Genomic DNA, 26,161 nt, shown 5'->3' on the forward strand with positions numbered 1-26,161 from the left:
CTCTTGATACTTTTGCTGCTCCCGGCCGCCCAGAAGGACTGCCGGGTCGCCGCCGCATCAAGCGCCCACACTTATCGGCTGTAAATTTTTAAAGAGCATTCGCGAAACCCGCCGTACAACCACTCACTGCCCGGCGTTTTCTGCGTTGCTGCGTCAGCAGCAGAGAAACGAGATTATGAAGACTGCCGGGCGATCTGTCAACAGGTTTTTTTACATCGCTCAACCTGCCGCTCTACTTCGTACCGCCCGCAGACCCAGATGCCACAAGGCTTTCGCCCGGGCTTCCCGTCTCCCCCGCGCCGTCATCGAAAGCGCGAAAGACCGGAATTCTAGTCACAGGGATGACATCTTGCAAGCGGTTTTTTCCTATAGCAGTCGTCATAGAATCTCCGGCCGATGTCCGCTCGCCACGCCGCAACAACGATCGCGTATCGCGCCTGCCCCGCCCATCCGGCGCGCTCCTGCTGCCCAATCCGATGGCGCGCAAGGAACCGACTAGAATATGGGGTTCTCTGCACCCCAACTCACAGATTTATGCGCTCGCGAATCGCCAAACGCCTTCCTCCTGACGCCGACAAGCTTGTCGGCCTCTCGCTCGCCCTGTTCGCCTCGGGCAGCCGCACCGAAGACCGCTTCTGGGAGGCCAAGCTCGACACGCTGCTCGCGAAGGTCGTGCGCAACGGCAATCAGACCACGCTCGACGCCGCGCTCGATCATCTCCAGCAGAATCACCCCGACGCCTACGGCGCGCTCGCCGACATGGCCGAGACGCACAGCGAATCGTTCATCGTCGAACACGAAGGCGCGCAATATGAGGCGCTGCTCGTCGCCGCCCCCGTGCTGGCCTGGACACGCTACGTCATCCCGTCAGGTCCGCTGAAGGGCGACGCGTCCGACGCCCTGCGCACCCATCTCCAGGCTCACGTCCTCGCGAGCGGCACGCGCGTGGCGATGGCCCCTTATCTGTATAGCATCGACCAGTTGCCACGCCATCACGTCGAAACCTGGCGCCTCGCGCAACAGCTCTCACAGGCTGCGCTGAGCGGCAGCCCGGCGAAGATCAGTTCGGGCGAACTGCCGGAAACTTCGCCGATCCTCGCCGATCCGCGTTTCCTGCTTGCCATCGTTGCCGCGCCGGTCGGCGCACCGCTCTTCCGCTGGCAGGAAGAAGAGCACGGCACGCGCATCGAGCGCGGCCAGTGCCTCGAGCAGTGGGCGACACAGGGGGGCGCCAACCTTGCCGTCGTCATGCCGGGCTGCGAATTCGAGTGCCTGTTGCCGGACGCCTATTACTCCGCGTGCCGCGACGCCGACGAGCGCGTTCGCCCGCACACGATCCGCACCGCCGTGCGCTACCTGCTCGACACGATCGGCGCGGGTGCGCAAGACCTGCGCGCCGTCGTCGCAGGCTTCGGCGAGCGCCGTATCGACGAATACCGCATCGGCTTCACCAGGCGCGGCAGCAACGATGTCCTCTACGGCGTGGTATGGCCGCTTTACGGCCGCGAGAACGGTGACGCCGATATCGACGAAGAACCGACGGAGGACAACGTCAGCAACGGTCCGCTCGAAGAAATCGTCGCACTGCTCAAGGAGTCGGGCATCACCGACATCCGTCGCCACGCTGGCCGCTTCGAGCCGGAATATTGCGATGACTGCGGCGTCCCCCTCTATGCGGATCCTCTCGGCGAGATCGTCCACGCCGAGATGCCGGAAGATGCTGAGCCCGTACAGCCACACTTCCACTAGGACAACGCCTAAATTCCTACCCGGTCCCGCCTGTGTGCGGGACTTTTTTTTGCCCTATGTCTTATGCCTTTTGGACAGGCCGCCAGCGCGCAACCTTTTTGTCATCATGGTGCTGTTGGTCTGGTTCACCGCCGCGCAAAAGCGGCACGCGTTGCACAACATTTCGAGAGACCGTCAACGAGAGGAGGGCAAATCCATGCGGTTCGTTGTACTCAATCCGGACGCCGAAAGGCGCGAAGGGCTCAAGGCGCTGTTAAGACAAATCGACCGGCGCGCACGCTTTAACGATGCGCCGGACTGGCGAGGCGCCGAGCGCGCCATGCAACGCTTCACGCCCAACCTGCTCGTCATCGACTGGCACGATCGCATATGCGCGGGCGAACTGCGTCAATTCGTCATGCGGCACCGCAGCCTGCCCGTCGCCGTGCTCGTGGACAGCGTCGAAACGCCGGTCACTGTGCGGGCGCTCATCGACGAAGGTGCGCGCGGCATCATCCGGCGCACGACGGACTCCATCCTGATCGTAAAATTTCTGGAGCTCATCCTGCTTGGCGGCGATCATCTGCCGGCCGACGTGCTCGGACCCTTCGCCCCGTGGCCGCTGCCGCCCCGGCGCAACGCCAAGGAGGCGGCGCAGGCTCGCAAGCTGCGCCCGAAGGTTCACCTTTCACCGCGTCAGGAGCAGATCCTGCGGTGCGTCCATATGGGCAATACGAACAAGATGATCGCGCGCGCGCTCGGGATCAGCGAGGGCACTGTGAAAGTCCATCTGACAAGCATCTTTCAGCAGCTCGGCGCGCCCAATCGCGCAGCGGCCGTCGCCATCTACAACGGTTTGCTTGCGAACCAGCTGCAGGTACTGCGCGCCCAGTGCGAGCGGTCACCCCAGCCGAAGCATGGCGAGCATGGTCCAGTGCCGTTGCGCGCACGCGAGACCCTGACGTTTCGCTATCCGTTGCTGTCAAGCGACAATGCCGAGGCGCTTCCCATCGCCGCAGAGCCGCACGCGCCGTACGGCACCCCCGTTCCAGGCGAGCTGATACAGCCTGCCGGGGCTGACGAAGCCAGCGAATGCCCCGACGAAGAAGCGCCGGGGCCCGCTCGCGCACACGTTTTGCCTTCCAACGAGTAATATTAAGCACATGGGGTTCCTATTTACGCCGCTTCCACTGTGGGTTGCTATCGGTGCATGGGTTGTCACCGTGGGGTTGCTCGCACTTGCGTTATGGAAGAACCCCTTCAAGCGTCTTCAGGACGCGACGCTCCAGCACGTGTGGCTCGCGATCGTCGTCGCGATCTCCGTGCTGTGGGCGAGCAACGCGTGGCTCGAAGACGGCACCGTGCTGCACCTGCTCGGCGCCACGCTCGTGGTCACGCTGTTCGACTGGGGGCTCGCACTCGTCGCCATGGGCGTCGTCGTCGGGCTCGCGGCGCTGATCTTCGACGCCCCCTGGGAGGGCGTCGCTCTTACTTTCCTGATATTCGGCGCCTTCCCTGTCGCAATTTCAGCGCTGCTGCAGCGCGCCTGCACTGCCTGGCTGCCGCGCAATCTTTTCATGTTCATCGTCGGCCAAGGGTTCGTGTCGCCCGCCATCGCCGTTTCGGCAGCAGCCTGGCTGGCGCTCGGTACCCATGTCGCGCTCAATGGCGGATCGGCGCTCACTGTGCCTGCCGGTTATGCATTCAGCGTATTCCTGCTCGCCTCGGGGGAAGCCTGGTTCACCGGCATGGCAACCGCGTTGATTGCCGTCTATCGTCCGGCGTGGGTCACCACCTACGACGTGCGCCGATATCGCCTAGGCGGACCGCGGACCTGACAGGCATTGGCCGGTTGCCCCACCGCAAGTGGTGTGAAATGGCGGGCGCGGCGACTCGTCGCGCCCGGACGCTAGCACTCGCGTAGCGGCGTTTGCGCCGGTCACACCCTTCGAATCGACGAAATAAATTGTTTCCGGATTGAACTCATCCGGGCTACGCAGCATCTTACCGTGCCTGACGTTCCACCCCTCTTCCCTAGCAAGCAGATGGACTGCAACCATGCATCCCGCCGGCTGCGATGCGTAGCCGGCCACCTGGCTGCGTGCGCCGTGAGCCTCATGCTCATCGCCACACCGGCCGTCCAGGCCGATCAGCTCGATCAGCACAACGATCTCGTCAATCAGTTCGTCACCCAGATGCACGCCGACCCGCTCGTCGCGGACTGCGCGGCGCACGGCGACTTCGTTGCGAGCACCTCCGCCGCACTCGATCACATCGAGTTTCCACCCAGTTCGTTCGACAGCGCGCACGCGAGCGTGACGCCATGGAACGACTCGTTCGACGAAGGCAAGCAACGCGTGAAGGTCGATACGATCGTGACCGTCGACGGCATCGGCATACCCAAGGAAGGCGGCACCGCGCCCTACGATCTGAAGTTTCGCTGCGGCTATGTCGGCCAGCAAATGCTCGCGTTTAGCTGGAACGATCCAGTCCCGCCGGCTCGTGCGCGTAGCGAGCGCGGCACGGCGTCTCACGGCAGCGCGCACGTGAAAGGCAAGCATTCGACGAAGAAGGCCACCGGCAAGGGCTCGAAGAAAGTGGCGCCGGGCAAGTCAAGCCACAAGCCGTCGAGCAGCGGCACGAAGTCGGCCGGCAAGTCCGCAACGACGAAATCCACTGCGAAGAAGACCACATCGAAGAAGAAGACGACAGCTCACTGATCTCGTCGACGTCCTCGATGCAAAAAGGGGGAAGCGGCCAGGCCGCCTCCCCCTTTCTTCGAGTACGCGCGGATTCAAACGCGCATCATGCAACCGTCTCGACGTGGTGCAGAATGGCCTGCAGCATCGCGGCGCCCAGTGCGGCGCTGCGCTCGCCGCTCCAGCCCACCCGTTCGTCGGGCAGGTTGGCGTTGTCCTTGAATGGCATCTCGAGCGTGAGCGACAGGCAGCCATGGCGATGGCCGATGTACTTCGATGCGAGCTTGAGCGCGTCCTCGCGATAGCGGCTCGCTTCGTAGCCGTGCTGGTCCTGGAAGTCGGGGCTCGCCACCTTGAACGCGTCGATGAACGCCTTCTGCCCGGCGCGTTGCTGATCGGTAAAGCCCGGCAGCATCTCCGAGCCCGCCACGAACACATAAGGCAGCGTTTCGTCGCCGTGGATGTCGAAGAAGAGATCGACTCCTGTCTGCTCGATCGCATCGCGCACGACCAGCACTTCGGGACTGCGCTGCGCGTCCGGCTCCATCCATTCGCGGTTCAGGTTCGCACCCACGGCGTTGGTGCGCAGATTGCCGTGCACGCTGCCATCCGGGTTCATGTTGGGCACGATATGGAACACGGCGCGGTCGTAGAGCTTGCGCGCGACCGGATCGCCCGCCCAGTCTCCCCATCCCGCGAGGCGCTTGACGAGACCCTCCACAAACCATTCGGCCATGCTCTCGCCAGGGTGCTGGCGCGCGATGATCCACACGGTCTTTTTCGGCTTGCCCTCGGGAACGGTTTCGCCCGGCATGCCGAGCGAAAGCAACGTGATCGGCCGGCCCTCCACGCTCTGGCCCAGCTCCGTGAGCGTCGCGTGCGGCAACTGCTGCAGCGCGCCGAGAAACTCCGAGTGGCGCTCCTCGCTATACGGCTCGAAATACGCGTAGTAAATGCTGTCGAAGTCGGGCGTGTGATCGATCACGAGCTGTTTGCCGTCGTACGAGGTCGGCACGCGGAACCAGTTCACGCGGTCGTAGCTCGCCACCGCCTGGTAGTCGCGCCAGCCGTCGGGAAACGCGCAGGCAGATGCGTTCTCGAACGTCATCACGCAACGCTCGCCGCGCGCGCCCGACAGGCGGAAGTAGAACCACTGCGCGAATTCCGACTGGTTGTCCGCGCGCACGCGCAAGCGGATGTCGTCGGCGCTGTCGCACGACAAAACCTCGATCGCGCCGGCATCGAACTGGCTGGTGATGGCAATCGTCATGGTGGTTTCCTTCTCGCTCACTTATTCGGCTGTGCGCCGGCGAAATACATAAGTCGAATCGTTCGATGCGGACGCATCGAACGCGTAGCCTTCCACGTCGAACGCTCTGAGCGCCTCGGGCTCGGCAATGCGGTTCTCGACGGCATAACGCGCCATCAAGCCGCGCGCCCGCTTCGCGTGGAAGCTGATGATCTTGTAGCGGCCGCCCTTCCAGTCCTCGAACACGGGCGTGATGACGGGCGCCGCGAGCTTCTTCGGCTTGACGGCCTTGAAGTACTCGTTCGACGCGCAGTTCACCAGCACGCGCGCGCCCTTGCGCTCGAGCTGTGCGTTGAGCGCATGCGTGATGCGCTCGCCCCAGAATGCGTAGAGATCCTTGCCGCGCGCGTTCTCGAAGCGCGTGCCCATTTCCAGGCGATACGGCTGCAGCAGATCGAGCGGACGCAGCAGGCCATAGAGCCCCGAGAGCACGCGCACGTGCTGTTGCGCATAGTCGAGATCCGCCGACGAGAGCGACTTCGCGTCGAGGCCTTCGTAGACGTCGCCGTTGAACGCGAGCACGGCCTGCTTCGCGTTGGCCTGGCTGAACTGCTTCGACCAGTCGGCATACCGCTGGAAGTTCAGGCGTGCGAGCGGGTCGGAGATGCTCATGAGCGAGCCGATCTGCTGAGGCGAGAGGCGGCGCAGACCTTCGATCAGCTCGGCTGCGTCGTCGACGAAATCGGGAATGGTGTGGGTCTCGATGTGCGCCGGCGTGTCATAGTCGAGCGATTTGGCCGGCGACAGAACGATTATCATAGAGGCTTGCAGGCACGCGCGTGCCGATGTTCAAAGGCGAAAGCCCGATTGTAGCGAATTCACGAATGACCGGCCTCACGCCCCCAACCGCCCTCCCCCTCTCCGCCGCCGCGCGCCCCCTTCCCGTGGTTCTCGATTCGAACGTCTGGCTCGATATTCTCGTGTTCGACGATCGGCACACGCGTCCCATTCGCTCGGCGCTCGAACACGGCGCGATCGAGGCGCTCATCGACGCGCGCTGCCAGGCCGAACTGGCCCACGTGCTCGACTATCCGCAGTTCGCCGGACGTGGCGTCGCGAAGGCGGACGCCCTGGCGGCGCTAGCCGGTTTCGTCACGCTGATCGACCCGCCCGCGCTTCCCGCCGATGCGCGCCCGTTGCCGCGATGCCGCGACCGCGACGACCAGAAATTCCTCGAACTCGCATACGCGAGCGGCGCGCAATGGCTCGTCTCGAAGGACCGCGCGGTGCTCAAGCTCGCACGGCGCGTAGCGCGCGACTTCGGCTTTCGCATCGCGACGCCCGACACCTTCGTCGCCGAATGCGTTCAGGGCGCGGCCGCGTCGGCGCAAGCCTGATGACGCAGCACTGAAGGGCGTGCACTCGCGCTGTCCACCGCAGCCGCGCCGATTTGCCTACAATCGGTCTTTCCCGTTCCAACGCCACCCCTGCCCGCGACATGAACGCACCGCACCCCACGCAAACGACGCAGCCCCCCCTGCTCACGCCCTCTTTTCCGTCGCGTCTGCCGAACGTCGGCACGACGATCTTCACCGTGATGAGCGCGCTCGCCGCCGAAAAGGGCGCGGTGAACCTGGGCCAGGGCTTTCCCGACTTCGACTGCGACGCGCGCATTGTCGACGCCGTCGCGCAAGCCATGCGCGAGGGCCACAACCAGTACTCGCCGATGGCGGGCGTGGCCGCGCTGCGCGAGGCCATCGCGGACAAGATCGAGCACGTCTACGGCCGCCGCTACGACGCCGGCAGCGAGATCACGGTAACGGCCGGCGCGACCCAGGCGCTGCTCACGGCGATCCTCGCGACCGTGCACGCGGGCGACGAAGTGATCGTGGTCGAGCCGACCTACGACAGCTATCTGCCGTCGATCGAACTGGCGGGCGGCAAGCCCGTGTTCGTGACGCTCGAAGCGCCCGACTACGCGATTCCGTTTGACCGCCTCGCCGCGGCCATCACGCCGAAAACGCGCCTCATCCTCATCAACACGCCGCACAATCCCACAGGCACGGTCTGGTGCGCCGAGGACATGCGCAAGCTCGAGGCAATCGTGCGCGGCACCAACGTGCTGATCCTGTCGGACGAGGTGTACGAGCACATGGTCTACGACGGCCAGCCGCACGAGAGCGTGGCGCGCTATCCGGAACTGGCCGCACGCAGCTTCATCGTGTCGAGCTTCGGCAAGACCTACCACGTGACGGGCTGGAAGGTAGGCTACGTGGCCGCGCCCGCGCCGCTCACGGCCGAGTTTCGCAAGGTGCACCAGTTCAACGTGTTCGCCGTGAACACGCCGATGCAGTTCGGCCTCGCGCAATATCTGCGCGACCCGAAGCCTTATCTGGAGCTGCCCGCGTTCTACCAGAAGAAGCGCGACTTCTTCCGCGCGGGTCTCGCGAATACGCGTTTCAAGCTGCTGCCGTGCGAAGGCACCTACTTCCAGTGCGTCGACTATTCGGCGATCAGCGATCTGCCCGAAGCCGAATTCTCGAAGTGGCTCACGGCCGAAATCGGCGTGGCCGCCATTCCGGTGTCGGCGTTCTATCACGAGACGCACGAATCGGGCGTGGTGCGCTTTTGCTTCGCCAAGCAGGAGAGCACGCTCGCGACCGCCATCGAGCGGCTCGCGCGGCTCTGACCTCGGGCGCGCGATGGATACGCGAACGGCGGTGCGTTCCCGATCCTCGCGCGCAACGGCATGGGAAGCGGCGCGCGCAACGGCGCCGCGGCGCTCAGGAATTCGCCTCGATGTACGCCTTGCGGTCGGCGTTGACGCGCTGCGCCGCCGGACGCTCGCCGATCAGCTTGACATACGATTTCCAGTCGATACCCGCGTCGGCAAGGAAATCGCCGCCGTAGACCGCCTGCGTCGCGCGGGCCACGAGCGGCAGGCTCACGAACGCGGCCGCATCGGCCACGCCGAACTGCTCGCCCGCCACATAAGGCGCGAACTTCGCGAGCTGCCTGAAGCTCGCCACGTAGCGGCGCAGGCGCTTTTCCACCGCCGCCTTGATCTCGTCGCCCGTCTTCCCGCCGAAGAACGCCTCGCCGTAAAGTTCCCGCGCGTTCAACTCCAGATGCGTTTCGATAAAGACGACGAGTTCGCGCTCCTTCGCCGCCTGCCACGGGTCCGCCGCGAAAATGTGTTTGTCTGCAAAGCGGGCCGCCAGATACTCGACGATCACTTCCGACTCGCACAGAAAACCCTGCTCCGTTTCGATATAAGGCACCTTGCCGCCCGGCGACTGCGCGAGCCGCGTCGCTTCGAGCGGCAGTTTCGTCGGCACCTCCTCGAACTCGATGCCGTGCTCGAGCAGCACGAGCTTGACCTTGTTGTAGTAGTTCGAGAGCGCGAAACCATGCAGCTTGATCATCCTCGTTGTCTCCTTGATAGGGGCGGTTCCCTTGTCGAAGCCGCCAAACCGTTTTCATAAAATTGTACGACCGTGCTATTCTAGGCCAATCCTGGAGCCAGGCTTCCAATGACTTCACATCATTTCAATATCGAGACAACCGCCGCCGTCGGCCATGCAGCGATGGATTGCAATATTGCCCGGATCGCTGCCCCAGCGGAGTTCGCGATGCACCGCCACGACACCAGCCCGATGCGGCGCGGCATCCACGGCGTGCCAGGCGGTCCGCGCTGTCGCCCGTCGCCGTGGCTTGTGCGCCGCACGCAGCTCGGCCTTTCGCTGACGCAGCCGGAAGCACCGGCGTCCACCGACATCAACGCATCGAACGAGGCACCGCGATGAGCGCCGAACTCCGCAGCACCCGCCCGCAAAGCCACGAATCGACCCTCGTCCTCACGCTGTCGAACCCCGGCGCCCGCAACGCGCTGCATCCCGACATGTACGCCGCGGCCATCGAGGCCTTCGACGCCGCCGAGCGCGACTCGTCGCTGCGCGCGATCGTCCTCACCGGCGCGGACAACTTTTTCTGCGCGGGCGGCAATCTGAACCGTCTGCTCGAAAACCGCGCGAAGGACCCTTCGGTGCAAGCCGCCAGCGTCGACATGCTGGCCGCGTGGGTGACCGCGATGCGACAGTCGAGCAAGCCGATCATCGCGGCCGTGGAGGGTGCGGCTGCCGGCGCGGGCTTCTCGCTCGCGCTCGCCGCCGACCTGATCGTCGCCGCCGACGACGCGAAGTTCGTCATGGCCTATTCGCGCGTGGGCCTCACGCCCGATGGCGGCGGCTCGTGGTTTCTCGCGCGCTCGCTGCCGCGCGCGCTCGCGTTCGAGCTGATGGTGGAAGGCAAGCCGGTCGGCGCGCCTCGCCTGGCGGGGCTGGGCGTCGTGAACCGCCTCGCGAAACCGCAATCGGCGCTCGACACCGCCCTCGCCTGGGCCGACGAGCTCGCGAAGATCTCGCCCAACTCGGTAGCGCGCATCAAGGGCCTGACGAACGTCGCGGACGCACAGCCGCTCGAAGCCCAACTCGCCGCCGAGCGCGACAGCTTCGTCGCGTCGCTGCATCACCGCGACGGGCTCGAAGGCATTACTGCATTCCTCGAGAAGCGCGCCCCCGTCTACAGGTAACCGGCTCGATCGGCACATCCATGAGCGAATACCAGTTGCCCGCACGCCGCCGCCTCTACCTGATGCGGCACGGCGACGTCACTTACTTCGACGAGACGGGTCGCGCGATCGACCCGGACACCGTGCCGCTCAACGAGCACGGCCGCGCCCAGGCAACGGCCGCGGGCGACGCGTTCGCGTTGCAGGACGTGCGCTTCGATCGCGTGATCGCGAGCGGCCTGCGCCGCACGGTCGAGACCGCGCAGCGCGTGCTCGCAGCCACCGGCCAGTCGATAGGGATCGAAGTGCAACCCGCGTGGGAAGAGATTCGCGGCGGACGCCTCGCCGCGATTGCGCCCGCCGAAGTCGAAGACGCCTTCCTCCGGGTGTTCGACGGCATCGTCCCCGAAGACACGCGTTTTCTGGGCGGCGAGACGATCGGCGAGCTGCTCGACCGCGTGCTGCCCGCGCTCGACGCGCTACGCGACGATCGGTCGTGGGACACCGCGCTGCTCGTGCTGCACGGCGGCGTGAACCGCGCGATTCTGTCGCATGCGATCACGGCGGGGGGCCGTGCGTTCTTTGGTCATCTCGCGCAGGCCACGGGGTGCGTCAACGCGCTCGACGTCGGCAACGCGCCGCGAGACTGGGTCGTGCGCACGCTCAACTACGCGCCGCCCACGCCGCTTCATCGCGACGTGCGCAACACGACGATGGAAATGCTTTACGCGCAATACCTGCGCTATCGACCGCGCGGCTAGCGCGCCGCGGCCCACTGGAGAAACAGGAGAAGGGAGACAAACATGGCGCAAGCCACCCCGGATGGAGACACCCAACAGAGCGCACAGGCAAACGCACAAGCCGGCACCGATTACTCGGCGTTCGAAGGCACGCGCCCGGTCGCCGAGCGCCAGCGCTTTGACGCCGCCGCGCTGGCCGCCTGGCTGACCGCTCACGTGGCCGGCTTCGAAGGTCCGCTGACCATCGAGCAGTTCGCGGGCGGCCAGTCGAACCCGACGTTCAAGCTCGTCACGCCCGGCCGCACATACGTCATGCGCGCAAAGCCGGGCCCGAAGGCGAAGCTCCTGCCATCGGCGCATGCGATCGAGCGCGAGTATCGCGTGATGGATGCGCTCGCCGCAACCGACGTGCCGGTCGCGAAAATGCTCGCGCTCTGCGACGACGAAGCGGTGATCGGCCGCGCTTTCTACGTGATGGAGTTCGTCGAGGGCCGCGTGCTCTGGGACCAGTCGCTGCCCGGCATGACGCGCGAGGCGCGCGGCGCGATCTACGACGAGATGAACCGCGTGATCGCCGCGCTCCACAACGTGGAGCCCGATGCCGTGGGCCTCGCCGACTACGGCAAGCCCGGCAATTATTTCGCACGCCAGATCGATCGCTGGAGCCGCCAGTATCTGGCGTCGGAAACGGAGCGGATCGACGCGATGCATCACCTCATCGAATGGCTGCCGCAGCACATGCCGGACGACGCAGGCTCTCGCGTATCGGTCGTGCACGGCGACTACCGGCTCGACAATCTGATCTTCCACCCGAGCGAGCCGCGCGTGCTGGCTGTGCTCGACTGGGAGCTCTCCACGCTCGGCGATCCGCTCGCCGACTTTTCATACCACTGCATGGCGTGGCACGTCGATCCCGCGCAGTTTCGCGGCATCGCCGGGCTCGACTGGCAAGCGCTCGGCATTCCCGACGAAGCGCATTACGTCGAACGCTATTGCGAGCGCACGGGCCTCGAAATTCGCGGCGACTGGAACTTCTATCTTGCATACAACATGTTCCGGATCGCGGCGATCCTGCAGGGCATCATGAAGCGCGTGGCGGACGGCACAGCCGCTAGCGCGCAGGCGCTCGACGCGGGCCGCCGCGCGCGGCCGATGGCCGAACTCGCCTGGCGCTACGCGCAGAAGGTTCGCTGAGACTCACTCGAGAAAGATGTCTTTTTCATAGTCATTGCATCGCATTGCGAGGTCACCGATGAACTTCGATTACTCCCCGAAAGTGCAGGCGCTGCGCGAGAAGCTGCTCGCGTTCTTCGACGAACACATCTATCCGAACGAGGCTGTCTTCCACGAAGAAGTCGAGCGCAACCGTGCGAACGGCAACGCCTGGGTGCCCACGGAAATCGTCGAAAATTTGAAGCAAAAGGCGCGCGAAGCGGGGCTGTGGAACCTGTTCCTGCCCGACTCCGGCCGCGGCGCCGGCCTCACGAATCTGGAATACGCACCGCTGTGCGAAATCATGGGCCGCGTGCACTGGGCACCCGAAGTCTTCAACTGCAGCGCGCCCGACACCGGCAACATGGAGACGATCGAGCGCTATGGCAGCGAAGCGCATAAACAACAGTGGCTCGAACCGCTGCTGCAAGGGGAAATCCGCTCGGCGTTCCTGATGACCGAGCCCGAAGTGGCCTCTTCGGACGCGACCAACATCCAGACGCGCATCGAACGCGACGGCGACGAGTACGTGATCAACGGCACGAAGTGGTGGTCGTCGGGCGCGGGCGACCCGCGCTGCGCGATCTACATCGTGATGGGCAAGACCGATCCCGACGCGCCGCGCCATACCCAGCAGTCGATGATCCTCGTGCCCGCCGACGCCGCCGGCATCACCGTGCGCCGCCCGCTCACCGTGTTCGGCTACGACGACGCGCCGCACGGCCACATGGAGATCACGCTCGAAAACGTGCGCGTGCCCGCTTCGAACATCCTGCTAGGCGTGGGCCGCGGCTTCGAGATCGCGCAAGGGCGTCTCGGGCCAGGGCGCATCCACCATTGCATGCGCCTCATCGGCCTCGCCGAGCGCGCGCTCGAATTCATGGCGAAGCGCGCCCTCTCGCGCGTCGCGTTCGGCAAGCCGGTCGCGTCGCAGACGGTCACCCAGGAGCGCATTGCCGAAGCGCGCTGCATGATCGAGCAGGCTCGCCTGCTCACGCTCAAGACCGCCTACATGATGGACACCGTCGGCAACAAGGGCGCGCGCGGCGAGATCGCCATGATCAAGGTGGTGGCGCCGAACATGGCCTGCCAGGTAATCGACTGGGCGATGCAGGTGCACGGCGCGGCGGGCGTGAGCGGCGACTTTCCGCTCGCTTATTCGTACGCCTCGGCACGCACGCTGCGCTTTGCGGACGGCCCCGACGAAGTGCACCGCAACGCCATCGCCAAGCTCGAACTCGCGCGCTACATGGACGCGGGCGCGGCCTCGCGCGTGGAAATGCCGGTCACGCGCTCGTAAGTCCACAAACCCGTCAGGGGCGCTCGCGCGCCCTCTGCGAGCGACGCCGATCTATGCTAATTTGCGCCAGATCCGGCGTCGCGGCAGGCTTCGCGACGCCTCGTCAATGGTGCCAAGGAGCCACGATGATCGACGTCTATAGCTGGGCCACGCCGAACGGTCACAAAGTCCATATCATGCTCGAGGAAACCGGACTCGAATATCGGGTGCATCCGGTCGATATCGGCGCGGGCGATCAGTTCAAGCCCGAATTCCTCGCCATCAGCCCGAACAACAAGATTCCCGCCATCGTCGATTCGGACGGGCCGCCCCGCGCTGACGGCAAGCCGTTCTCGCTGTTCGAGTCGGGCGCGATCCTCATCTATCTCGCCGCGAAAACGGGCCGCTTCATGCCCGAAGACCTCGCCGCGCGCTACGACGTGCTGCAGTGGGTGATGTTCCAGATGGGCGGCCTCGGTCCGATGCTCGGCCAGGCGCATCACTTCCGCATCTACGCGCCCGAGAAGATCGACTACGCCATCAATCGCTACACGAACGAGGCGAAACGCCTCTACAACGTGATGGAAACGCAGCTCGGAAAGACCGAATATCTGGCCGGAGACGAGTACACCATCGCGGATATCGCGGCCTTCCCCTGGACGCGCTCCTGGCAGAACCAGGGCGTCGATCTCGACGCCCTGCCTAACGTGAAGCGCTGGCACGAAGCGATCGCCGCACGGCCGGCGGTCAAGCGCGGCGTCGAAGTGCTGGCGAACGCGCGCAAGCCGCTGATGGACGAGAAGGCGAAGGAAATGCTGTTCGGCGCGACTCAGTACGCCAGACACTGAACGGCGGCAGCCGCTTCGGAGCATCGATAAAGAAGCATCGGTAAAGGGGCGGCCGCCTTGCAGCGGCGCGCCCCCTTTTCGTTGCGCGCGCGATCTTAGAAGTAGTGGCGCGTGATGAACTCGGCCACGCACGCGGGCCGCTCGCTGCCTTCGCGCTCGACGCCCACGTCCCAGACGACCTGCACGCCGCCGCCCTCGACATCGCTCACCTCCTTCACCGCGATGCGCGCGCGCACCTTTGCGCCCACCGGCACCGGTTGCGTGAAGCGCACGCGGTTCAGTCCGTAGTTCACGCCCATGCGCTGACGCATCTGCAGCGTCGCGCCGAGCAGCGCGGGAATCAGCGAAAGCGTGAGAAAACCGTGCGCGATCGGGCCGCCGAACGGCGACTCGCGACGCGCGCGTTCGGCGTCGACGTGGATCCACTGGTGGTCGCCCGTGGCGTCGGCGAAACCGCGCACGTCCGCCTCGCCCACCTCGCGCCAGCCGCTCACGAGCGGCGGCGCGCCGACGAGCGCGCGCAACGCGGCGGCGTCGGCGATCTGCATGACGTCGCTTTCGCTCACGACGCGCTCCCGGGATGGCGAAGACCGAACAGCGCCTTCGAACGCACCGTCACGATCAGTTCGCCGTGCTGATTGTGTCCTTCCCACTGCGTTTCGACGATGCCGCGATCAGGCTTGCTTTGAGAGACGCGCTTGCTCAGGATCGCGTTCGTCATCGTGAGCGTGTCGCCCACGCGCGTAGGCTTGAGCCAGCGAATCTCGTCGACGCCCGGCGAGCCCATCGACGTCGAATCCTTCAGGAAGTTGCGCACGAGCATACCCATCATGACCGAGCAGGTGTGCCAGCCGCTTGCGACGAGGCCGCCGAACATCGACGCCTCGCCGGCCGCCTCGCTCAAGTGGAACGGCTGCGGATCGAACTGCTCCGCGAAATGCACCACCTCGTCGCGCTGGAAGGTGTACGAACCGACCACATAGCGCTTTCCGACTTCGAGATCTTCGTAACTCAGACCCATCCCTGCTCTCCGCTTATGTTGCTTGCCGCCGCTGTGCCTTATGCCGCCTTCGCGAAGCCGGGCAGCGAGGCGAAGCGTTCAAGATGATGATCGACGTCGCCGAGCGTCGTTTCGATGATCGCGAGGCGCTTGAACAGATGCGCGGCCGCGACCTCGTTGGTGACGCCCATGCCGCCGTGCAGTTGTACGGCCTGTTGCCCGACGAAGCGCGCCGCCTGTCCCACGCGCACCTTGGCCGCCGAAATGGCGCGGCGTCGCGCCTCGGGCGACTCGCTACTGTAACGCGCGGCGGCGAGGTACGTCAGCGAGCGGGCTTGCTCCGCGTGGATCAGCATTTCGGCCATGCGATGCTGCAGGGCCTGGAAACGCGCGATCGGCACGCCGAACTGCTGGCGCGTCTTCGTGTACTCGACGGTCGCGTGGTTGAGCGCGTCCATCGCGCCCAGGGCTTCGGCGCACAGCAGGAAGGTCGCGTAGTCCGCAATCTTTTCCCACGTCGCCGCGCCGGTGTGCCCGTCGCCAGGACGGCGCGCGTGCGCGTCCTTGAACGTGAGCGTGGCGGCGCGCTGGCCGTCGATCGTGCGGTAGTCGCTTACCTCGACACCTTTCGCGTCGCGCGCGACGACGAAAAGCGCCACCTCGCCCGCAAGCCGCGCCGGCACGATCCAGTAGTCGGCCTGCGCCCCGTGCTGCACGACCGACTTCGTGCCGCTGAGCGCGAAGCCGTCGCCGGTTTCCTTCGCCTGCGTGTCGAGCGAGAACAGGTCGTAGCGCGCCTGCGGCTCGTGGAACGCGGCGGCAAGCTTGATCTCGCCCGCGGCGACGCGCCGGAGCAGCGCGGCGTTTTCTGCCGTGGAGGCGCCCGCGAGCTTGAGCGCCTCGACGCCCACCGCGGTTGCCCAGTACGGCTCGACCACGAGCGCGCGACCCAGCTCCTGCATGACCACGAGCATGTCGAACGGCGAGCCGTCGAAGCCGCCCTGTTCGGCCGGCACCGGCAGCGCAGTGAGGCCGAGTTCGACGAATGCACGCCAGTGTTCGCTCGAAACGCCCGCGCCCGTCTTCACGATCGCCTGGCGCGCTTCGAAGCCGTAGTTCTTGTCGAGATAGCGACGCAACGCGCCAGCGAGTTGCTGTTGCTCTTCGGTGAAATTGAAGTTCATTGCGCCGCTCCTCAAATCCCCAGAATCATCTGCGCGATGATGTTCTTCTGGATTTCGTTCGACCCGCCGTAAATCGACGTCTTGCGATAGTTGAAGTAGTACGCCGCGAGCGGAGCCGCGTCGTCGTCGCCACCGGCCGCGTGTTCGCGCTCGCCGTCGAGGAAAGCCGGATCGAACGGCGCTGCGAGCGGGCCGATCGCATCGAGCATCAACTCGGTCAGCGCCTGCTGGATCTCGGTGCCCTTGATCTTGAGCATCGACGCCTCGGGGCCCGGTCCGCGTCCGTTGGACGCACTCGCGATCACCCGCTCGGCGGTGACTTCGAGCGCCATGAGCTCGATTTCCACGGCCGCTACGCGCGCGGCGAACACCGGATCTTCGAGCAGCGGCTTGCCGTGCTTCTTCTGCTTGAGCGCAACGCTCTTGAGGAACGCGAGTTCGCGGTTCGACGCGCCCACGCGCGCAATACCGGTACGCTCGTGGCCCAGCAGATACTTCGCGTAGGTCCAGCCGCGGTTCTCCTCGCCGACGAGATTCTCGACCGGCACCTTCACGTCTTCGAAGAAGACTTCGTTGACCTCATGATCTTCGTCGAGCGTGATGATCGGACGCACGGTAATGCCCGGCGTCTTCATGTCGATCAGCAGGAAAGAGATGCCCTCCTGCTTCTTCGCGGCGGGATCGGTGCGCACGAGGCAAAACATCATGTCGGCGTGCTGACCGAGCGTGGTCCACGTCTTCTGGCCATTCACGACGTAGTGGTCGCCCTCGCCACTTTTGACGAGGCCCGCGCGCGTACGCAGCGATGCGAGATCCGAACCCGAGCCGGGCTCCGAGTAACCCTGGCACCACCAGTCTTCGCCGGAGAGGATGCGCGGCAGATAGCGGCGCTTCTGGGCCTCGCTGCCATACTTCATGAGCACGGGCGCGACCATCGAAACGCCGAACGGCAAGACCATCGGCGCGCCGATGCGTCCGCACTCGGCGTCCCAGATGTGGCGCTGCGTTTCGGTCCAGCCGGGGCCGCCCCATTCGACGGGCCACGCGGGCGCGGACCAGCCGCGCTGGCCAAGCAGCTTGTGCCAGCTTGCGATGTCGTCGCGAGTGAGGCGCTTGTGGTTGAGAACCTTGTCGCGCGTCGCCTGAGGCAGATTGGCCTCGAGCCAGGCGCGGATTTCGGCGCGAAATGCGCCGTCGGCGGGGGTGTAGTCCAGATCCATGCGCAGTGTCTCCTGGCCGCTGCCGGTGCGGAACGAACCCCGCGCCGCGACGAAGACCCGCACGGCGTTATTGCAGCGGGCCCTTCAGCGCGGCCGGAACCGGCAGCGGCATCACATCGATGCCTTCTTCGACGAGAGCTTGCGCATCTTCCGCGGATGCGACTCCACGAATGTTGCGCGACGGCGCTTCCTTGTAGTGAATGCGCCGCGCCTCCTCGGCGAAACGGTCGCCCACGTTCTCCGTCTTATCGAGGACCTCGCGAATCACGCGCATCGCATGCGCCTGCCAGTGCTCTGCCGGGTCGCGAGGCGACGCTCGAGGCGTCTCGCTCGCGCCGGACAGGTTCAGCCGGGGCGCGGACGGCAAGCGGCTCACGTGGGTCGCGCCGCACATCGGACATTCGACCAGTTTGCGGGACAGTTGCGACTCGTAATCGTCAACCGATGCGAACCAGCCTTCAAACCGATGGCCGTCTGGACACTGTAAATCGAGGACCTTCATGGGGAATCGAGGCTTGCGATGAGTTTAGCGCAAATCGTAAATTTAAGAACGACCGTTCGAAAAAATCTTGTGGCCAGCCACCCGGGACTTTCCCGGGGGTTCGATTGTAGCGCCGCCGGGATACGCGCGCGCGCGCGCCCAAAAATGACAACGGCGGCCACGCGGCCGCCGTTCTATCGGGACAACGACGTGCTTCGCGCGTCTCAGCCCTGCTCCGGCTTCGCCATCGGCCATGCGCCCGAAAGCGCCTTTTCGAGCCAGAACGTGCCGATGATCGTCTTCACGTCAGTGATCTTGCCGGTGCGCACCCATTCGAGCAGTTCGGGAACCGTTGCCGTGAAGGTCTCGAGAAACTCGCCATCATCGAGTTGCGCCTTGCCCGCCGTCAGGCCGCGCGCGAGATAGATGTCGATGAACTCGGTCGAATACGAGATCACCGGATGTATTTGCGTCAAATAGACGTATTCGCGCGCCGTATAGCCCGTCTCCTCCTTCAGTTCGCGGATTGCGCAGGCCAGCGCGCCCTCCTGCGGATCGAGCTTGCCGGCCGGGAATTCCGTCATCACGCGCGCAAGCGGATAGCGGTACTGGCGCTCCATCAGCACGCGCCCGTCGTCGAAGAGCGGAATCACCATCACGGCGCCAGGATGCTGGACGAACTCACGCGTGGCGTGGTGGCCATCCGGCAGGGCCACCGTGTCGCGCTTGAGGGTCAGAAAGTTGCCCACGTAGAGTGTTGTGCTTTCCACGCACGTCTCGGCGAGCGCCGGGTCGTGTTGATGATGTTCAGCCATATTCAGCCTCGTGGTGCTCAAAAGGGGATCGGGAGGTCGCGCGCGACGCTTGAAATGGAATCGGTCGAATTGCGCGCCGGCCGCGCGCATCACGCCAGGCGGCGTTTGACGAGATATTGCCAGGCGAAGCCGGGAAACGCGAATACGACAAAAAGACTGAAGGTGATCGCGTAGAACTGCCAGCCCTGTTCAAAGCGGTTACCGGCGCGCGCCTCCAGCAGGAAGCCGAACGCGCCGACCACAAAATACAGCACGATCATTTCAGCGATGCGAATCCACGCACTTTTCTTCGATGCGCGAAGCGGCACGATGCCGAACAACCGCTGGTTAAGAAACGGCAGGTTGGCGCCCGCGAGCGCCAACAGCACGATAAACCAGCCTGCTGCCGACATTAGAGCGGCAGCGTGTGCGAAACGGCCTGCAGGCAGAGCGACATCAGCGGACCCGGGATGATGCCGAGCACGAGCACCGCGGCGCCGTTGAGCGTGAGCAGCGCGCGATTGCACGCGTGGCTTTCGATCGGCGACGTGTCCTGCGGCGCGTCGAAGTACATGAGCTTGACAATACGCAGGTAGTAGAACGCGCCGAACAGCGACGTGATTACAGCAAGCACGGCAAGCCACGTAAGGCCCGCGTTCATCGTCGCTTCGAGCACCGCAAGCTTCGCGTAGAAGCCGACCGTCGGCGGAATGCCGGCGAGCGAGAACATCATGAGCATCATGACGAACGCGAACACAGGGCTGCGCTGGTTCAGACCCTTGAAGTCGTCGAGCGTTTCGGCTTCGAAGTCGCGACGGGCGAGCAGCATGACGATGCCGAACGACCCGAGCGTCGTGATCAGGTAGACGATGCTGTAGAACATGGCCGAGCTGTACGCGCTGGCTGCGCCCGTCGCCTTGTTGTCGACGATGCCGGCCAGCAGGCCGAGCAGCACGAAGCCCATGTTCGAAATGGCCGAGTACGCGAGCATACGCTTGACGTTGCGCTGCACGATACCCGTGATGTTGCCGACGATCATCGAGAGTGCGGCGAGGATGATGAGCATTTCCTGCCAGTCGACAGCCAGCGGCAGCAGACCCATCACGAGGAAGCGCACGGCCCACGCGAATGCCGCGACCTTCGGGCCACCGCCGGTGAGCAGCGTCATCGCCGTGGGCGCGCCTTGATAGACGTCGGGCACCCACATGTGGAACGGTACCGCGCCCATCTTGAACGCCACGCCCGCCACGATGAACACCACGCCGAACAGCAGGACGATGTCGTTGATGTGGCCCGAGGCTACGGCCTTGAACACTTCGTTCAGCTCGAGCGAGCCGGTCGCGCCGTACAGCATCGAAATGCCATACAGCAGGAAACCCGACGCGAGCGCGCCCAGCACGTAGTACTTCATGGCTGCTTCGTTCGACTGCGTCGCGTCACGTCGCAGCGCGATGACCGCGTAGAGCGAGAGCGACATCAGCTCGAGGCCGAGGTATAGCGTAAGGAAGTTGTTGCCCGAGATCATCGTGATCTGGCCGAGCAGCGAGAACATGCCGAGCAGGAAGAACTCGCCCCGGAACATGTCGCGGTCTTCGAGATACTTGCGCGAATACACGATCGACACCGCGTAGCCAAGCGTGACCACCGATTTCATCGCGCTCGCGAATGGGTCGATCACGTACATCCGCGTGAAGTAGTAGTACACGTGCGGATCGAACGCGTTCGCCGCAAACCAGATACCGGCTACGACCGTGGTCAGCAGCGCGATGAAATAGGTCGTGCGCCGGCCCGAAGGACCGGAGAACGTGTCGTTGAGCCACGCGACGACGAGGCCGGTCATCACCAGGGCGTCGGGCAGCAGAGCGTTCAAAGGGGCGTTTGGCATGATCTTTTGTTCCTCCGCTCGGTATTACTGTGACAGCGGCAGTTTCGACACTGCGACGTGGGAGAGGAGGTTTTCCACGGAAACGTGCATCACATCGGTAAAGGGCTTCGGGTAGATGCCCATGAAAAGCGTAAACAGCGCGAGCACCGCAAGAATGAAGTATTCGCGACAGTTGATGTCCTTCAGCTCGCGAACATGATCGTTGGCGATCGCGCCGAAGTACACCCGCTTGTACATCCACAACGTATAGGCCGCGCCCAGGATCAGCGTGAACGCCGCCCCGAAAGCGATCCAGAAGTTGTACTGCACTGCGGCCAGAATCACCATGAATTCGCCGACGAATCCCGAGGTGCCCGGCAAGCCGCAGTTGGCCATCGCGAACAGCATGACCAGCGCCGCGAACTTCGGCATGGTGTTGACCACGCCGCCGTAGTCGGCGATGTCGCGCGTGTGCATGCGGTCATACAGCACGCCGATGCACAGGAACATGGCGCCCGAGACGAAGCCGTGCGAGATCATCTGGACGATCCCGCCTTCCATCGCGAGCTGGCTCGACGGGCCGAACATAAAGAAGCCGAGCGTGACGAAGCCCATGTGAGCAATCGACGAATACGCGACCAGCTTCTTCATGTCCGCCTGCACCATCGCCACGAGGCCGATGTAGATCACGGCGATCAACGACAGCGTGATGATGACCGGCGCCAGGTAGTGGCTCGCGTCCGGCGCGACCGGCAGCGAGAAACGCAGGAAACCGTACGCGCCGAGCTTGAGCATGATGGCGGCCAGCACCACCGAGCCGCCCGTGGGCGCCTCGACGTGCGCGTCCGGCAACCACGTGTGCACCGGCCACATCGGCACCTTGACGGCGAATGCGAAGAAGAACGCGATGAACAGCAAAATTTGCGGTGTCATGGCAATCTTCGCGGCCTGCCAGGCGGCGAGGTCGAAGGTACCCGTCACGCGGTAGAGGTACAGCAACGCGACCAGCATGAGCAGCGAGCCGGCCAGCGTGTAGAGAAAGAACTTGAACGCTGCATACACGCGATTCGGGCCGCCCCACACGCCGATGATGATGTACATCGGAATGAGCGTGGCTTCGAAGAACACGTAGAACAGCAGACCGTCGGCGGCGCAGAAAACGCCGATCATGAGACCCGACAGGATGAGGAACGCCGCGTAATACTGTGCGACGTTCTTCGTGATGACCTGCCAGCCCGCGATCACGACGATCACGGTAATGAGCGCCGTGAGCACCACGAACCACATCGCGATGCCGTCGACGCCCAGGTGATACGCAATATTGAACCGTTCGATCCAGACCGACTTCTCCTCGAACTGCAGGGAAGCCGTGGTCGTATCGAAGCCCGCAACGAGCGGAAGGGTGACGAGGAAACTAAGCACCGAACCGATGAGCGCGAGCCAGCGGTCCGCGCTCGGGTTCCGACGGGAACCCACTACAAGAACGATGATGCCGAATACGATCGGCATCCAGATCGCAATACTGAGAATCGGAGTTGCGTGCATGCGTTTCCTCGCCTTATTTGCCGCTGAGCGTTACAAACAGGGTAAGGAGGCCAAGCATGCCAATGATCATGGCAAATGCGTAGTGGTAGATATAGCCGGATTGCAGGAACCGAATGACAGATGCAAACCAGCCGATAAACTTGGCGCTCCCGTTTACGACGCCGTCGATCACGACGACATCGCCCTCCTTCCACAGACCGCGACCGATGGCGACCGCTCCGCGAGCGAAGACGATTTCGTTGATCTTGTCGAGGTAATACGCGTTAACCAGCAGCTTGTAGACCGGCGAGAACGTGCGCGACACGACGGCCGGCAGTTCCGGGCGCTTCATGTAGAAGAACCACGCCACCACCACACCCGCGAGCGCGAGCCACACCGGCAGACCCGAGAACGCATGCGCGCCCATCGCGGCCCAACCCTGGAATTCTTCGCCCATCTCGGCAAGCGCCGGATGGTTTTGCCCGATGAAGATAACGTTCTGGAACGCCACGCCGTGCGAGAAGTAGTCGCCGAAAAGCAGCGGCTGGATCGCAATCGCACCGGCGATCACCGAAGGAATCGCGAGCAGCACGAGCGGCACCCAGATCACCCACGGCGACTCGTGCGGCACGTGCGCGTGGTGATGCGCTTCGTCATGATGCGCGGCCTCTTCGGCGCCCATCGGCGAGTCGGGGTGCTTCGGACCGCGGAAGCGTTCTTCACCGTGGAACACGAGGAAGTACATGCGGAACGAGTACAGCGCCGTGACGAACACGCTGGCCACCACCGCGAAGTAAGCGAAGCCCGAACCCGGCAGGTGCGAGAGCTTCACGGCGTCGATGATCGAATCCTTCGAATAGAAGCCCGAGAAGAACGGCGTGCCGATCAGCGCGAGCGAGCCGACGAGCGAGGTGATCCACGTGATGGGCATGTACTTGCGCAGGCCGCCCATGTTGCGCATGTCCTGGTCGTGGTGCATGCCGATGATGATCGAACCCGCGCCGAGGAACAGCAACGCCTTGAAGAACGCGTGCGTCATCAGGTGGAAGATCGCGACGGGGTAAGCGGACACGCCGAGCGCGACCGTCATGTAACCGAGCTGCGAAAGCGTGGAGTACGCGACCACGCGCTTGATGTCGTTCTGGACCACGCCGAGGAAGCCCATGAACAGCGCGGTGATGGCGCCGATCACGACGATGAACGACAGCGCGGCTTCCGAAAGCTCGAACAGCGGCGACATGCGCGCGACCATGAAGATGCCGGCCGTCACCATGGTGGCCGCGTGGATCAGCGCGGAGATCGGCGTCGGGCCTTCCATCGAATCGGGCAGCCAGACGTGCAGCGGGAACTGCGCCGACTTGCCCATCGCGCCGATGAAGAGGCAGATACACGCGACCGTCAGCAGGTTCCACGAGGTGCCGGGGAACGTCAGCGCGGCCAGTTCGTGGCTCTTCGAGAACACGTCGTTGTAGTTCAGCGAGCCGCCGTACGCGAGCAGCAGGCCGATGCCGAGCAGGAAGCCGAAGTCGCCGATGCGGTTCACGATGAACGCCTTCATGTTCGCGCAGATGGCGCTCTCACGCTTGAAGTAGAAGCCGATCAGCAGATACGAGACGAGGCCCACCGCTTCCCAGCCGAAGAACAGCTGCAGGAAGTTGTTGCTCATCACGAGCATCAGCATCGAGAACGTGAAGAGCGCGATGTACGAGAAGAAGCGCTGGTAGCCCTCCTCCTCCGCCATGTAGCCGACCGTGTAGACGTGAACCATCAGCGACACGAAGGTCACGACGACCATCATGAGCGCTGTCAACGAGTCGATGAGGAAGCCGACTTCGAACTTCAGGCCGCCAACCGACATCCATTCGTAGACGGTCGCGTTGAAGCTCGCGCCGTTCAGCACGTCGAAGAACGTGATGCACGAGAGCACGAACGCAATCGCGACGCCGAGAATGGTCACCGTATGCGCGCCCGCGCGCCCGACCGACTTGCCGAACAGACCGGCAATGAGAGAACCGGCGAGAGGCGCCAGCGGAATCGCCAGCAATAAGGTTTCGTTGAGTGTTGTTGCCATAGCAGCCTGCCTTAGCCTTTGAGCTGATCGAGGTCCTCGACGTTGATCGTGTCGAGGCTGCGGAACAGAGTCACAAGAATAGCCAGACCAATCGCGGCTTCCGCTGCCGCAACAGTTAGCACGAAGAACACGAAAATCTGTCCGTGAACGTCACCGAGGTAATGCGAGAACGCGACGAAGTTCGTGTTCACCGCCAACAGCATCAGCTCGATCGCCATCAGGATGATGATGACGTTGCGCCGATTGAGAAAAATGCCGACGATCGAGATCGCAAAAAGGATCGCGCCGAGGACGAGGTAATGGGCCAGTGTCAACATAGTCATTCGCTCCTTGGCGCTTAGCTCTTGGTGCCGGAACCGGACGGGACCGGCGCGGCCACGCCGGTCGCTTCCGCGGCGGCCTTGTCGGTTTCGGCCACTTCCGGAACTTCCTTCACGGCTTGCATCTTCACGAGACGCACGCGGTCCTGGCGGCGCACGCCGACCTGCCTGGAAACGTTCTGGCGCTTCGCGTCCTTCGGCTCGCGCACGGTCAGCGCAATGGCCGCGACGATCGCCACCAGCAGCACGAGGCCGGCGACTTCGAAGGCGAAGATGTAGTCGGTGTAGATGATCTTGCCGATCAGGTGCGCGTTCGACACCGCAGCGGCGGCGGCCGGCGAATTGTCAGGCACCGGCGTGCTCGTCGCGCCGTAGCCGTGCCACAGGATCAGCGCGGTTTCGACCACGATGATCGCGCCCACGATGGTCGCAACCGGGATGAAGCGCTTGAAATCGCGGCTTAGCACGTCGATGTTGATGTCCAGCATCATCACCACGAACAGGAACAGCACCATCACCGCGCCCACGTAGACGAGAACCAGCAGGATCGCGAGGAATTCGGCCTCCAGCAGCATCCAGATCGCGGCCGCGTTGAAGAACGCGAGCACGAGGAAGAGCGCGGACGAGACAGGATTGCGCGAGGTGATCACCTTCAGCCCTGATAGCGTGAGCAGCAGAGCGAAGATGTAGAACAGGACGGTCGTGAATTCCATGATTACTGGTTCATCGTTGAGGCCTTCGTGAGGCGGATTGCGCGGCGCAGACTGGCGGCCAGACCAGGGAGCGTCGCGCCGCGGCGGTCAGGCTGCGGCAAAGCGCGGGCGTTCGGCACGCGCGTTCCCCGCAGCCGGCCCGAACCGCGGGCCGATGCAGCGTCAAACTGAAAGATCAACGGTACGGTGCATCTGCTGCCTTGTTTGCCGCGATCTGCGCTTCATAGCGATCGCCGACGGCCAGCAGCATATCCTTCGTGAAATACAGGTCGCCGCGCTTCTCGCCGTGATACTCGAGAATGTGCGTTTCGACGATCGAGTCGACCGGGCAGCTCTCTTCGCAGAAACCGCAGAAGATGCACTTGGTCAGGTCGATGTCGTAACGCGTCGTGCGGCGCGTGTTGTCCTCGCGCACTTCCGATTCGATCGTGATCGCAAGCGCGGGGCACACGGCCTCGCACAGCTTGCACGCAATGCAGCGCTCTTCGCCATTTTCATAGCGTCGCAGCGCGTGCAGGCCGCGAAAACGCGGGGAAATCGGCGTCTTTTCTTCCGGGAACTGCACGGTGAACTTGCGCTTGAAGGTGTAACGACCCGTCAGCGCGAGGCCCTTGAGCAGTTCGGCCAGGAAAAACGTCTTGAAGAAGTTTTGGATAGCGTTCATG

General features: G+C 64.1%; 27 protein-coding genes. 11 read left to right on the top strand and 16 right to left on the bottom strand.

Annotated elements, in window-relative coordinates; all coding sequences use genetic code 11:
* The first annotated feature begins 534 nt into the window (after positions 1-534).
* The 4 genes from BLU17_RS16240 to BLU17_RS16255 all read left to right on the top strand — a co-directional run bounded on the left by BLU17_RS16240 (position 535) and on the right by BLU17_RS16255 (position 4,448).
* Positions 535-1,749: a DUF2863 family protein gene (locus BLU17_RS16240; protein ID WP_091998231.1), complete on the top strand. Its 1,215-nt coding sequence runs from the start codon at positions 535-537 to the stop codon at positions 1,747-1,749.
* A gap of 196 nt (positions 1,750-1,945) precedes the next feature.
* Entirely contained in the window at positions 1,946-2,881 is a 936-nt protein-coding gene (locus BLU17_RS16245) for a helix-turn-helix transcriptional regulator (RefSeq protein WP_091998232.1), read from the top strand.
* 10 nt (positions 2,882-2,891) lie between these two features.
* Positions 2,892-3,566, top strand: coding sequence for an energy-coupling factor ABC transporter permease (locus BLU17_RS16250; RefSeq protein WP_091998234.1), 675 nt, complete (start codon positions 2,892-2,894; stop codon positions 3,564-3,566).
* A gap of 207 nt (positions 3,567-3,773) precedes the next feature.
* A complete protein-coding gene (locus BLU17_RS16255; RefSeq protein ID WP_091998236.1) occupies positions 3,774-4,448 on the top strand; it encodes a BspC domain-containing protein in 675 nt (224 codons plus the stop codon).
* A gap of 85 nt (positions 4,449-4,533) precedes the next feature.
* Here the strand turns inward: BLU17_RS16255 and BLU17_RS16260 are convergent, their stop codons facing one another.
* Together BLU17_RS16260 and yaaA are read right to left on the bottom strand one after the other, a co-directional pair.
* Positions 4,534-5,697, bottom strand: coding sequence for a M14 family metallopeptidase (locus BLU17_RS16260; protein WP_091998238.1), 1,164 nt, complete (start codon positions 5,695-5,697; stop codon positions 4,534-4,536).
* Positions 5,698-5,718: 21 nt separating this feature from the next.
* Positions 5,719-6,495 carry a peroxide stress protein YaaA gene (gene yaaA, locus BLU17_RS16265; RefSeq protein WP_091998239.1) on the bottom strand — a complete coding sequence of 259 codons (777 nt, stop codon included), beginning with the start codon at positions 6,493-6,495 and terminating at the stop codon, positions 5,719-5,721.
* A 65-nt stretch (positions 6,496-6,560) separates the two neighbouring features.
* Here yaaA and BLU17_RS16270 point away from each other — a divergent pair, with 65 nt between their 5' ends.
* Both BLU17_RS16270 and BLU17_RS16275 read left to right on the top strand, forming a co-directional pair.
* The gene (locus BLU17_RS16270; protein ID WP_091998241.1) at positions 6,561-7,073 is read left to right on the top strand and encodes a putative toxin-antitoxin system toxin component, PIN family; all 513 of its coding nucleotides are present in this window, start codon (positions 6,561-6,563) and stop codon (positions 7,071-7,073) included.
* A 101-nt stretch (positions 7,074-7,174) separates the two neighbouring features.
* A complete protein-coding gene (locus BLU17_RS16275; RefSeq protein ID WP_091998243.1) occupies positions 7,175-8,365 on the top strand; it encodes a pyridoxal phosphate-dependent aminotransferase in 1,191 nt (396 codons plus the stop codon).
* Between the two features lie 94 nt (positions 8,366-8,459).
* On the opposite strand, the gene BLU17_RS16280 is transcribed toward BLU17_RS16275, so the two are convergent.
* Positions 8,460-9,101 (bottom strand): glutathione S-transferase family protein, encoded by a 642-nt coding sequence (locus tag BLU17_RS16280; RefSeq protein WP_091998245.1) that lies wholly within the window; start codon positions 9,099-9,101, stop codon positions 8,460-8,462.
* A gap of 377 nt (positions 9,102-9,478) precedes the next feature.
* On the opposite strand from BLU17_RS16280, the gene BLU17_RS16290 reads away from it, so the two are divergent.
* The 5 genes from BLU17_RS16290 (at position 9,479) to BLU17_RS16310 (ending at position 14,325) form a co-directional block, all read left to right on the top strand.
* Positions 9,479-10,267, top strand: a complete 789-nt coding sequence (locus BLU17_RS16290) for an oxepin-CoA hydrolase, alternative type (protein WP_091998249.1) — start codon at positions 9,479-9,481, stop codon at positions 10,265-10,267.
* Between the two features lie 20 nt (positions 10,268-10,287).
* Positions 10,288-11,007 carry a histidine phosphatase family protein gene (locus tag BLU17_RS16295; RefSeq protein ID WP_091998251.1) on the top strand — a complete coding sequence of 240 codons (720 nt, stop codon included), beginning with the start codon at positions 10,288-10,290 and terminating at the stop codon, positions 11,005-11,007.
* Between the two features lie 42 nt (positions 11,008-11,049).
* On the top strand, positions 11,050-12,180 hold the full coding sequence (locus BLU17_RS16300) for a phosphotransferase (protein WP_091998253.1): 1,131 nt from the start codon (positions 11,050-11,052) through the stop codon (positions 12,178-12,180).
* Between the two features lie 58 nt (positions 12,181-12,238).
* Complete coding sequence (locus BLU17_RS16305; protein ID WP_091998254.1) at positions 12,239-13,498, top strand: acyl-CoA dehydrogenase family protein; 1,260 nt, start codon at positions 12,239-12,241, stop codon at positions 13,496-13,498.
* Positions 13,499-13,623: 125 nt separating this feature from the next.
* A complete protein-coding gene (locus BLU17_RS16310; RefSeq protein ID WP_091998256.1) occupies positions 13,624-14,325 on the top strand; it encodes a glutathione binding-like protein in 702 nt (233 codons plus the stop codon).
* 95 nt (positions 14,326-14,420) lie between these two features.
* Here BLU17_RS16310 and BLU17_RS16315 read toward each other — a convergent pair whose 3' ends face one another.
* The 13 genes from BLU17_RS16315 to nuoI form a co-directional block, all read right to left on the bottom strand.
* On the bottom strand, positions 14,421-14,873 hold the full coding sequence (locus tag BLU17_RS16315) for a MaoC family dehydratase (protein ID WP_091998503.1): 453 nt from the start codon (positions 14,871-14,873) through the stop codon (positions 14,421-14,423).
* A 14-nt stretch (positions 14,874-14,887) separates the two neighbouring features.
* Entirely contained in the window at positions 14,888-15,346 is a 459-nt protein-coding gene (locus tag BLU17_RS16320; RefSeq protein WP_091998258.1) for a MaoC family dehydratase, read from the bottom strand.
* 38 nt (positions 15,347-15,384) lie between these two features.
* Entirely contained in the window at positions 15,385-16,509 is a 1,125-nt protein-coding gene (locus BLU17_RS16325; protein ID WP_091998260.1) for an acyl-CoA dehydrogenase family protein, read from the bottom strand.
* 11 nt (positions 16,510-16,520) lie between these two features.
* Entirely contained in the window at positions 16,521-17,729 is a 1,209-nt protein-coding gene (locus BLU17_RS16330; RefSeq protein ID WP_091998262.1) for an acyl-CoA dehydrogenase family protein, read from the bottom strand.
* Between the two features lie 67 nt (positions 17,730-17,796).
* A complete protein-coding gene (locus BLU17_RS16335) occupies positions 17,797-18,231 on the bottom strand; it encodes a DUF1178 family protein (protein WP_091998264.1) in 435 nt (144 codons plus the stop codon).
* Between the two features lie 203 nt (positions 18,232-18,434).
* The gene (locus BLU17_RS16340; RefSeq protein ID WP_091998507.1) at positions 18,435-19,025 is read right to left on the bottom strand and encodes an NUDIX domain-containing protein; all 591 of its coding nucleotides are present in this window, start codon (positions 19,023-19,025) and stop codon (positions 18,435-18,437) included.
* A gap of 89 nt (positions 19,026-19,114) precedes the next feature.
* Positions 19,115-19,417 (bottom strand): DUF2818 family protein, encoded by a 303-nt coding sequence (locus BLU17_RS16345; RefSeq protein WP_091998266.1) that lies wholly within the window; start codon positions 19,415-19,417, stop codon positions 19,115-19,117.
* Entirely contained in the window at positions 19,417-20,889 is a 1,473-nt protein-coding gene (nuoN, locus tag BLU17_RS16350; RefSeq protein ID WP_091998268.1) for an NADH-quinone oxidoreductase subunit NuoN, read from the bottom strand. Before nuoN ends, BLU17_RS16345 begins: the two co-directional genes overlap by 1 nt.
* Positions 20,890-20,913: 24 nt before the next feature.
* Complete coding sequence (locus BLU17_RS16355; RefSeq protein WP_091998270.1) at positions 20,914-22,413, bottom strand: NADH-quinone oxidoreductase subunit M; 1,500 nt, start codon at positions 22,411-22,413, stop codon at positions 20,914-20,916.
* Between the two features lie 13 nt (positions 22,414-22,426).
* On the bottom strand, positions 22,427-24,463 hold the full coding sequence (nuoL, locus tag BLU17_RS16360) for an NADH-quinone oxidoreductase subunit L (protein WP_091998273.1): 2,037 nt from the start codon (positions 24,461-24,463) through the stop codon (positions 22,427-22,429).
* A gap of 11 nt (positions 24,464-24,474) precedes the next feature.
* Positions 24,475-24,780 (bottom strand): NADH-quinone oxidoreductase subunit NuoK, encoded by a 306-nt coding sequence (nuoK, locus tag BLU17_RS16365; protein WP_006052894.1) that lies wholly within the window; start codon positions 24,778-24,780, stop codon positions 24,475-24,477.
* Between the two features lie 20 nt (positions 24,781-24,800).
* Positions 24,801-25,496 (bottom strand): NADH-quinone oxidoreductase subunit J, encoded by a 696-nt coding sequence (locus BLU17_RS16370; protein ID WP_091998274.1) that lies wholly within the window; start codon positions 25,494-25,496, stop codon positions 24,801-24,803.
* A gap of 175 nt (positions 25,497-25,671) precedes the next feature.
* The gene (nuoI, locus tag BLU17_RS16375) at positions 25,672-26,160 is read right to left on the bottom strand and encodes an NADH-quinone oxidoreductase subunit NuoI (protein ID WP_091998276.1); all 489 of its coding nucleotides are present in this window, start codon (positions 26,158-26,160) and stop codon (positions 25,672-25,674) included.
* Position 26,161: the final 1 nt, after the last annotated feature.

This window comes from Paraburkholderia lycopersici, from assembly GCF_900096975.1.
GTDB lineage: Bacteria > Pseudomonadota > Gammaproteobacteria > Burkholderiales > Burkholderiaceae > Paraburkholderia > Paraburkholderia lycopersici.

Excerpts from the sequence above, each read along its gene's own strand:
- BLU17_RS16310 (WP_091998256.1), top strand. The coding sequence starts at position 13,624 with ATGATCGACGTCTATAGCTGGGCCACGCCGAACGGTCACAAAGTCCAT.
- BLU17_RS16370 (WP_091998274.1), bottom strand. The coding sequence starts at position 25,496 with ATGGAATTCACGACCGTCCTGTTCTACATCTTCGCTCTGCTGCTCACG.
- BLU17_RS16330 (WP_091998262.1), bottom strand. The coding sequence starts at position 17,729 with ATGGATCTGGACTACACCCCCGCCGACGGCGCATTTCGCGCCGAAATC.
- nuoN (WP_091998268.1), bottom strand. The coding sequence starts at position 20,889 with ATGCCAAACGCCCCTTTGAACGCTCTGCTGCCCGACGCCCTGGTGATG.
- BLU17_RS16260 (WP_091998238.1), bottom strand. The coding sequence starts at position 5,697 with ATGACGATTGCCATCACCAGCCAGTTCGATGCCGGCGCGATCGAGGTT.
- BLU17_RS16300 (WP_091998253.1), top strand. The coding sequence starts at position 11,050 with ATGGCGCAAGCCACCCCGGATGGAGACACCCAACAGAGCGCACAGGCA.
- BLU17_RS16345 (WP_091998266.1), bottom strand. The coding sequence starts at position 19,417 with ATGTCGGCAGCAGGCTGGTTTATCGTGCTGTTGGCGCTCGCGGGCGCC.
- BLU17_RS16280 (WP_091998245.1), bottom strand. The coding sequence starts at position 9,101 with ATGATCAAGCTGCATGGTTTCGCGCTCTCGAACTACTACAACAAGGTC.
- BLU17_RS16275 (WP_091998243.1), top strand. The coding sequence starts at position 7,175 with ATGAACGCACCGCACCCCACGCAAACGACGCAGCCCCCCCTGCTCACG.
- nuoL (WP_091998273.1), bottom strand. The coding sequence starts at position 24,463 with ATGGCAACAACACTCAACGAAACCTTATTGCTGGCGATTCCGCTGGCG.
- BLU17_RS16315 (WP_091998503.1), bottom strand. The coding sequence starts at position 14,873 with ATGCAGATCGCCGACGCCGCCGCGTTGCGCGCGCTCGTCGGCGCGCCG.
- BLU17_RS16270 (WP_091998241.1), top strand. The coding sequence starts at position 6,561 with ATGACCGGCCTCACGCCCCCAACCGCCCTCCCCCTCTCCGCCGCCGCG.
- nuoI (WP_091998276.1), bottom strand. The coding sequence starts at position 26,160 with ATGAACGCTATCCAAAACTTCTTCAAGACGTTTTTCCTGGCCGAACTG.
- BLU17_RS16290 (WP_091998249.1), top strand. The coding sequence starts at position 9,479 with ATGAGCGCCGAACTCCGCAGCACCCGCCCGCAAAGCCACGAATCGACC.
- BLU17_RS16250 (WP_091998234.1), top strand. The coding sequence starts at position 2,892 with ATGGGGTTCCTATTTACGCCGCTTCCACTGTGGGTTGCTATCGGTGCA.
- BLU17_RS16340 (WP_091998507.1), bottom strand. The coding sequence starts at position 19,025 with ATGGCTGAACATCATCAACACGACCCGGCGCTCGCCGAGACGTGCGTG.
- BLU17_RS16355 (WP_091998270.1), bottom strand. The coding sequence starts at position 22,413 with ATGCACGCAACTCCGATTCTCAGTATTGCGATCTGGATGCCGATCGTA.
- BLU17_RS16305 (WP_091998254.1), top strand. The coding sequence starts at position 12,239 with ATGAACTTCGATTACTCCCCGAAAGTGCAGGCGCTGCGCGAGAAGCTG.
- BLU17_RS16255 (WP_091998236.1), top strand. The coding sequence starts at position 3,774 with ATGGACTGCAACCATGCATCCCGCCGGCTGCGATGCGTAGCCGGCCAC.
- BLU17_RS16245 (WP_091998232.1), top strand. The coding sequence starts at position 1,946 with ATGCGGTTCGTTGTACTCAATCCGGACGCCGAAAGGCGCGAAGGGCTC.
- nuoK (WP_006052894.1), bottom strand. The coding sequence starts at position 24,780 with ATGTTGACACTGGCCCATTACCTCGTCCTCGGCGCGATCCTTTTTGCG.
- yaaA (WP_091998239.1), bottom strand. The coding sequence starts at position 6,495 with ATGATAATCGTTCTGTCGCCGGCCAAATCGCTCGACTATGACACGCCG.
- BLU17_RS16325 (WP_091998260.1), bottom strand. The coding sequence starts at position 16,509 with ATGAACTTCAATTTCACCGAAGAGCAACAGCAACTCGCTGGCGCGTTG.
- BLU17_RS16320 (WP_091998258.1), bottom strand. The coding sequence starts at position 15,346 with ATGGGTCTGAGTTACGAAGATCTCGAAGTCGGAAAGCGCTATGTGGTC.
- BLU17_RS16240 (WP_091998231.1), top strand. The coding sequence starts at position 535 with ATGCGCTCGCGAATCGCCAAACGCCTTCCTCCTGACGCCGACAAGCTT.
- BLU17_RS16335 (WP_091998264.1), bottom strand. The coding sequence starts at position 18,231 with ATGAAGGTCCTCGATTTACAGTGTCCAGACGGCCATCGGTTTGAAGGC.
- BLU17_RS16295 (WP_091998251.1), top strand. The coding sequence starts at position 10,288 with ATGAGCGAATACCAGTTGCCCGCACGCCGCCGCCTCTACCTGATGCGG.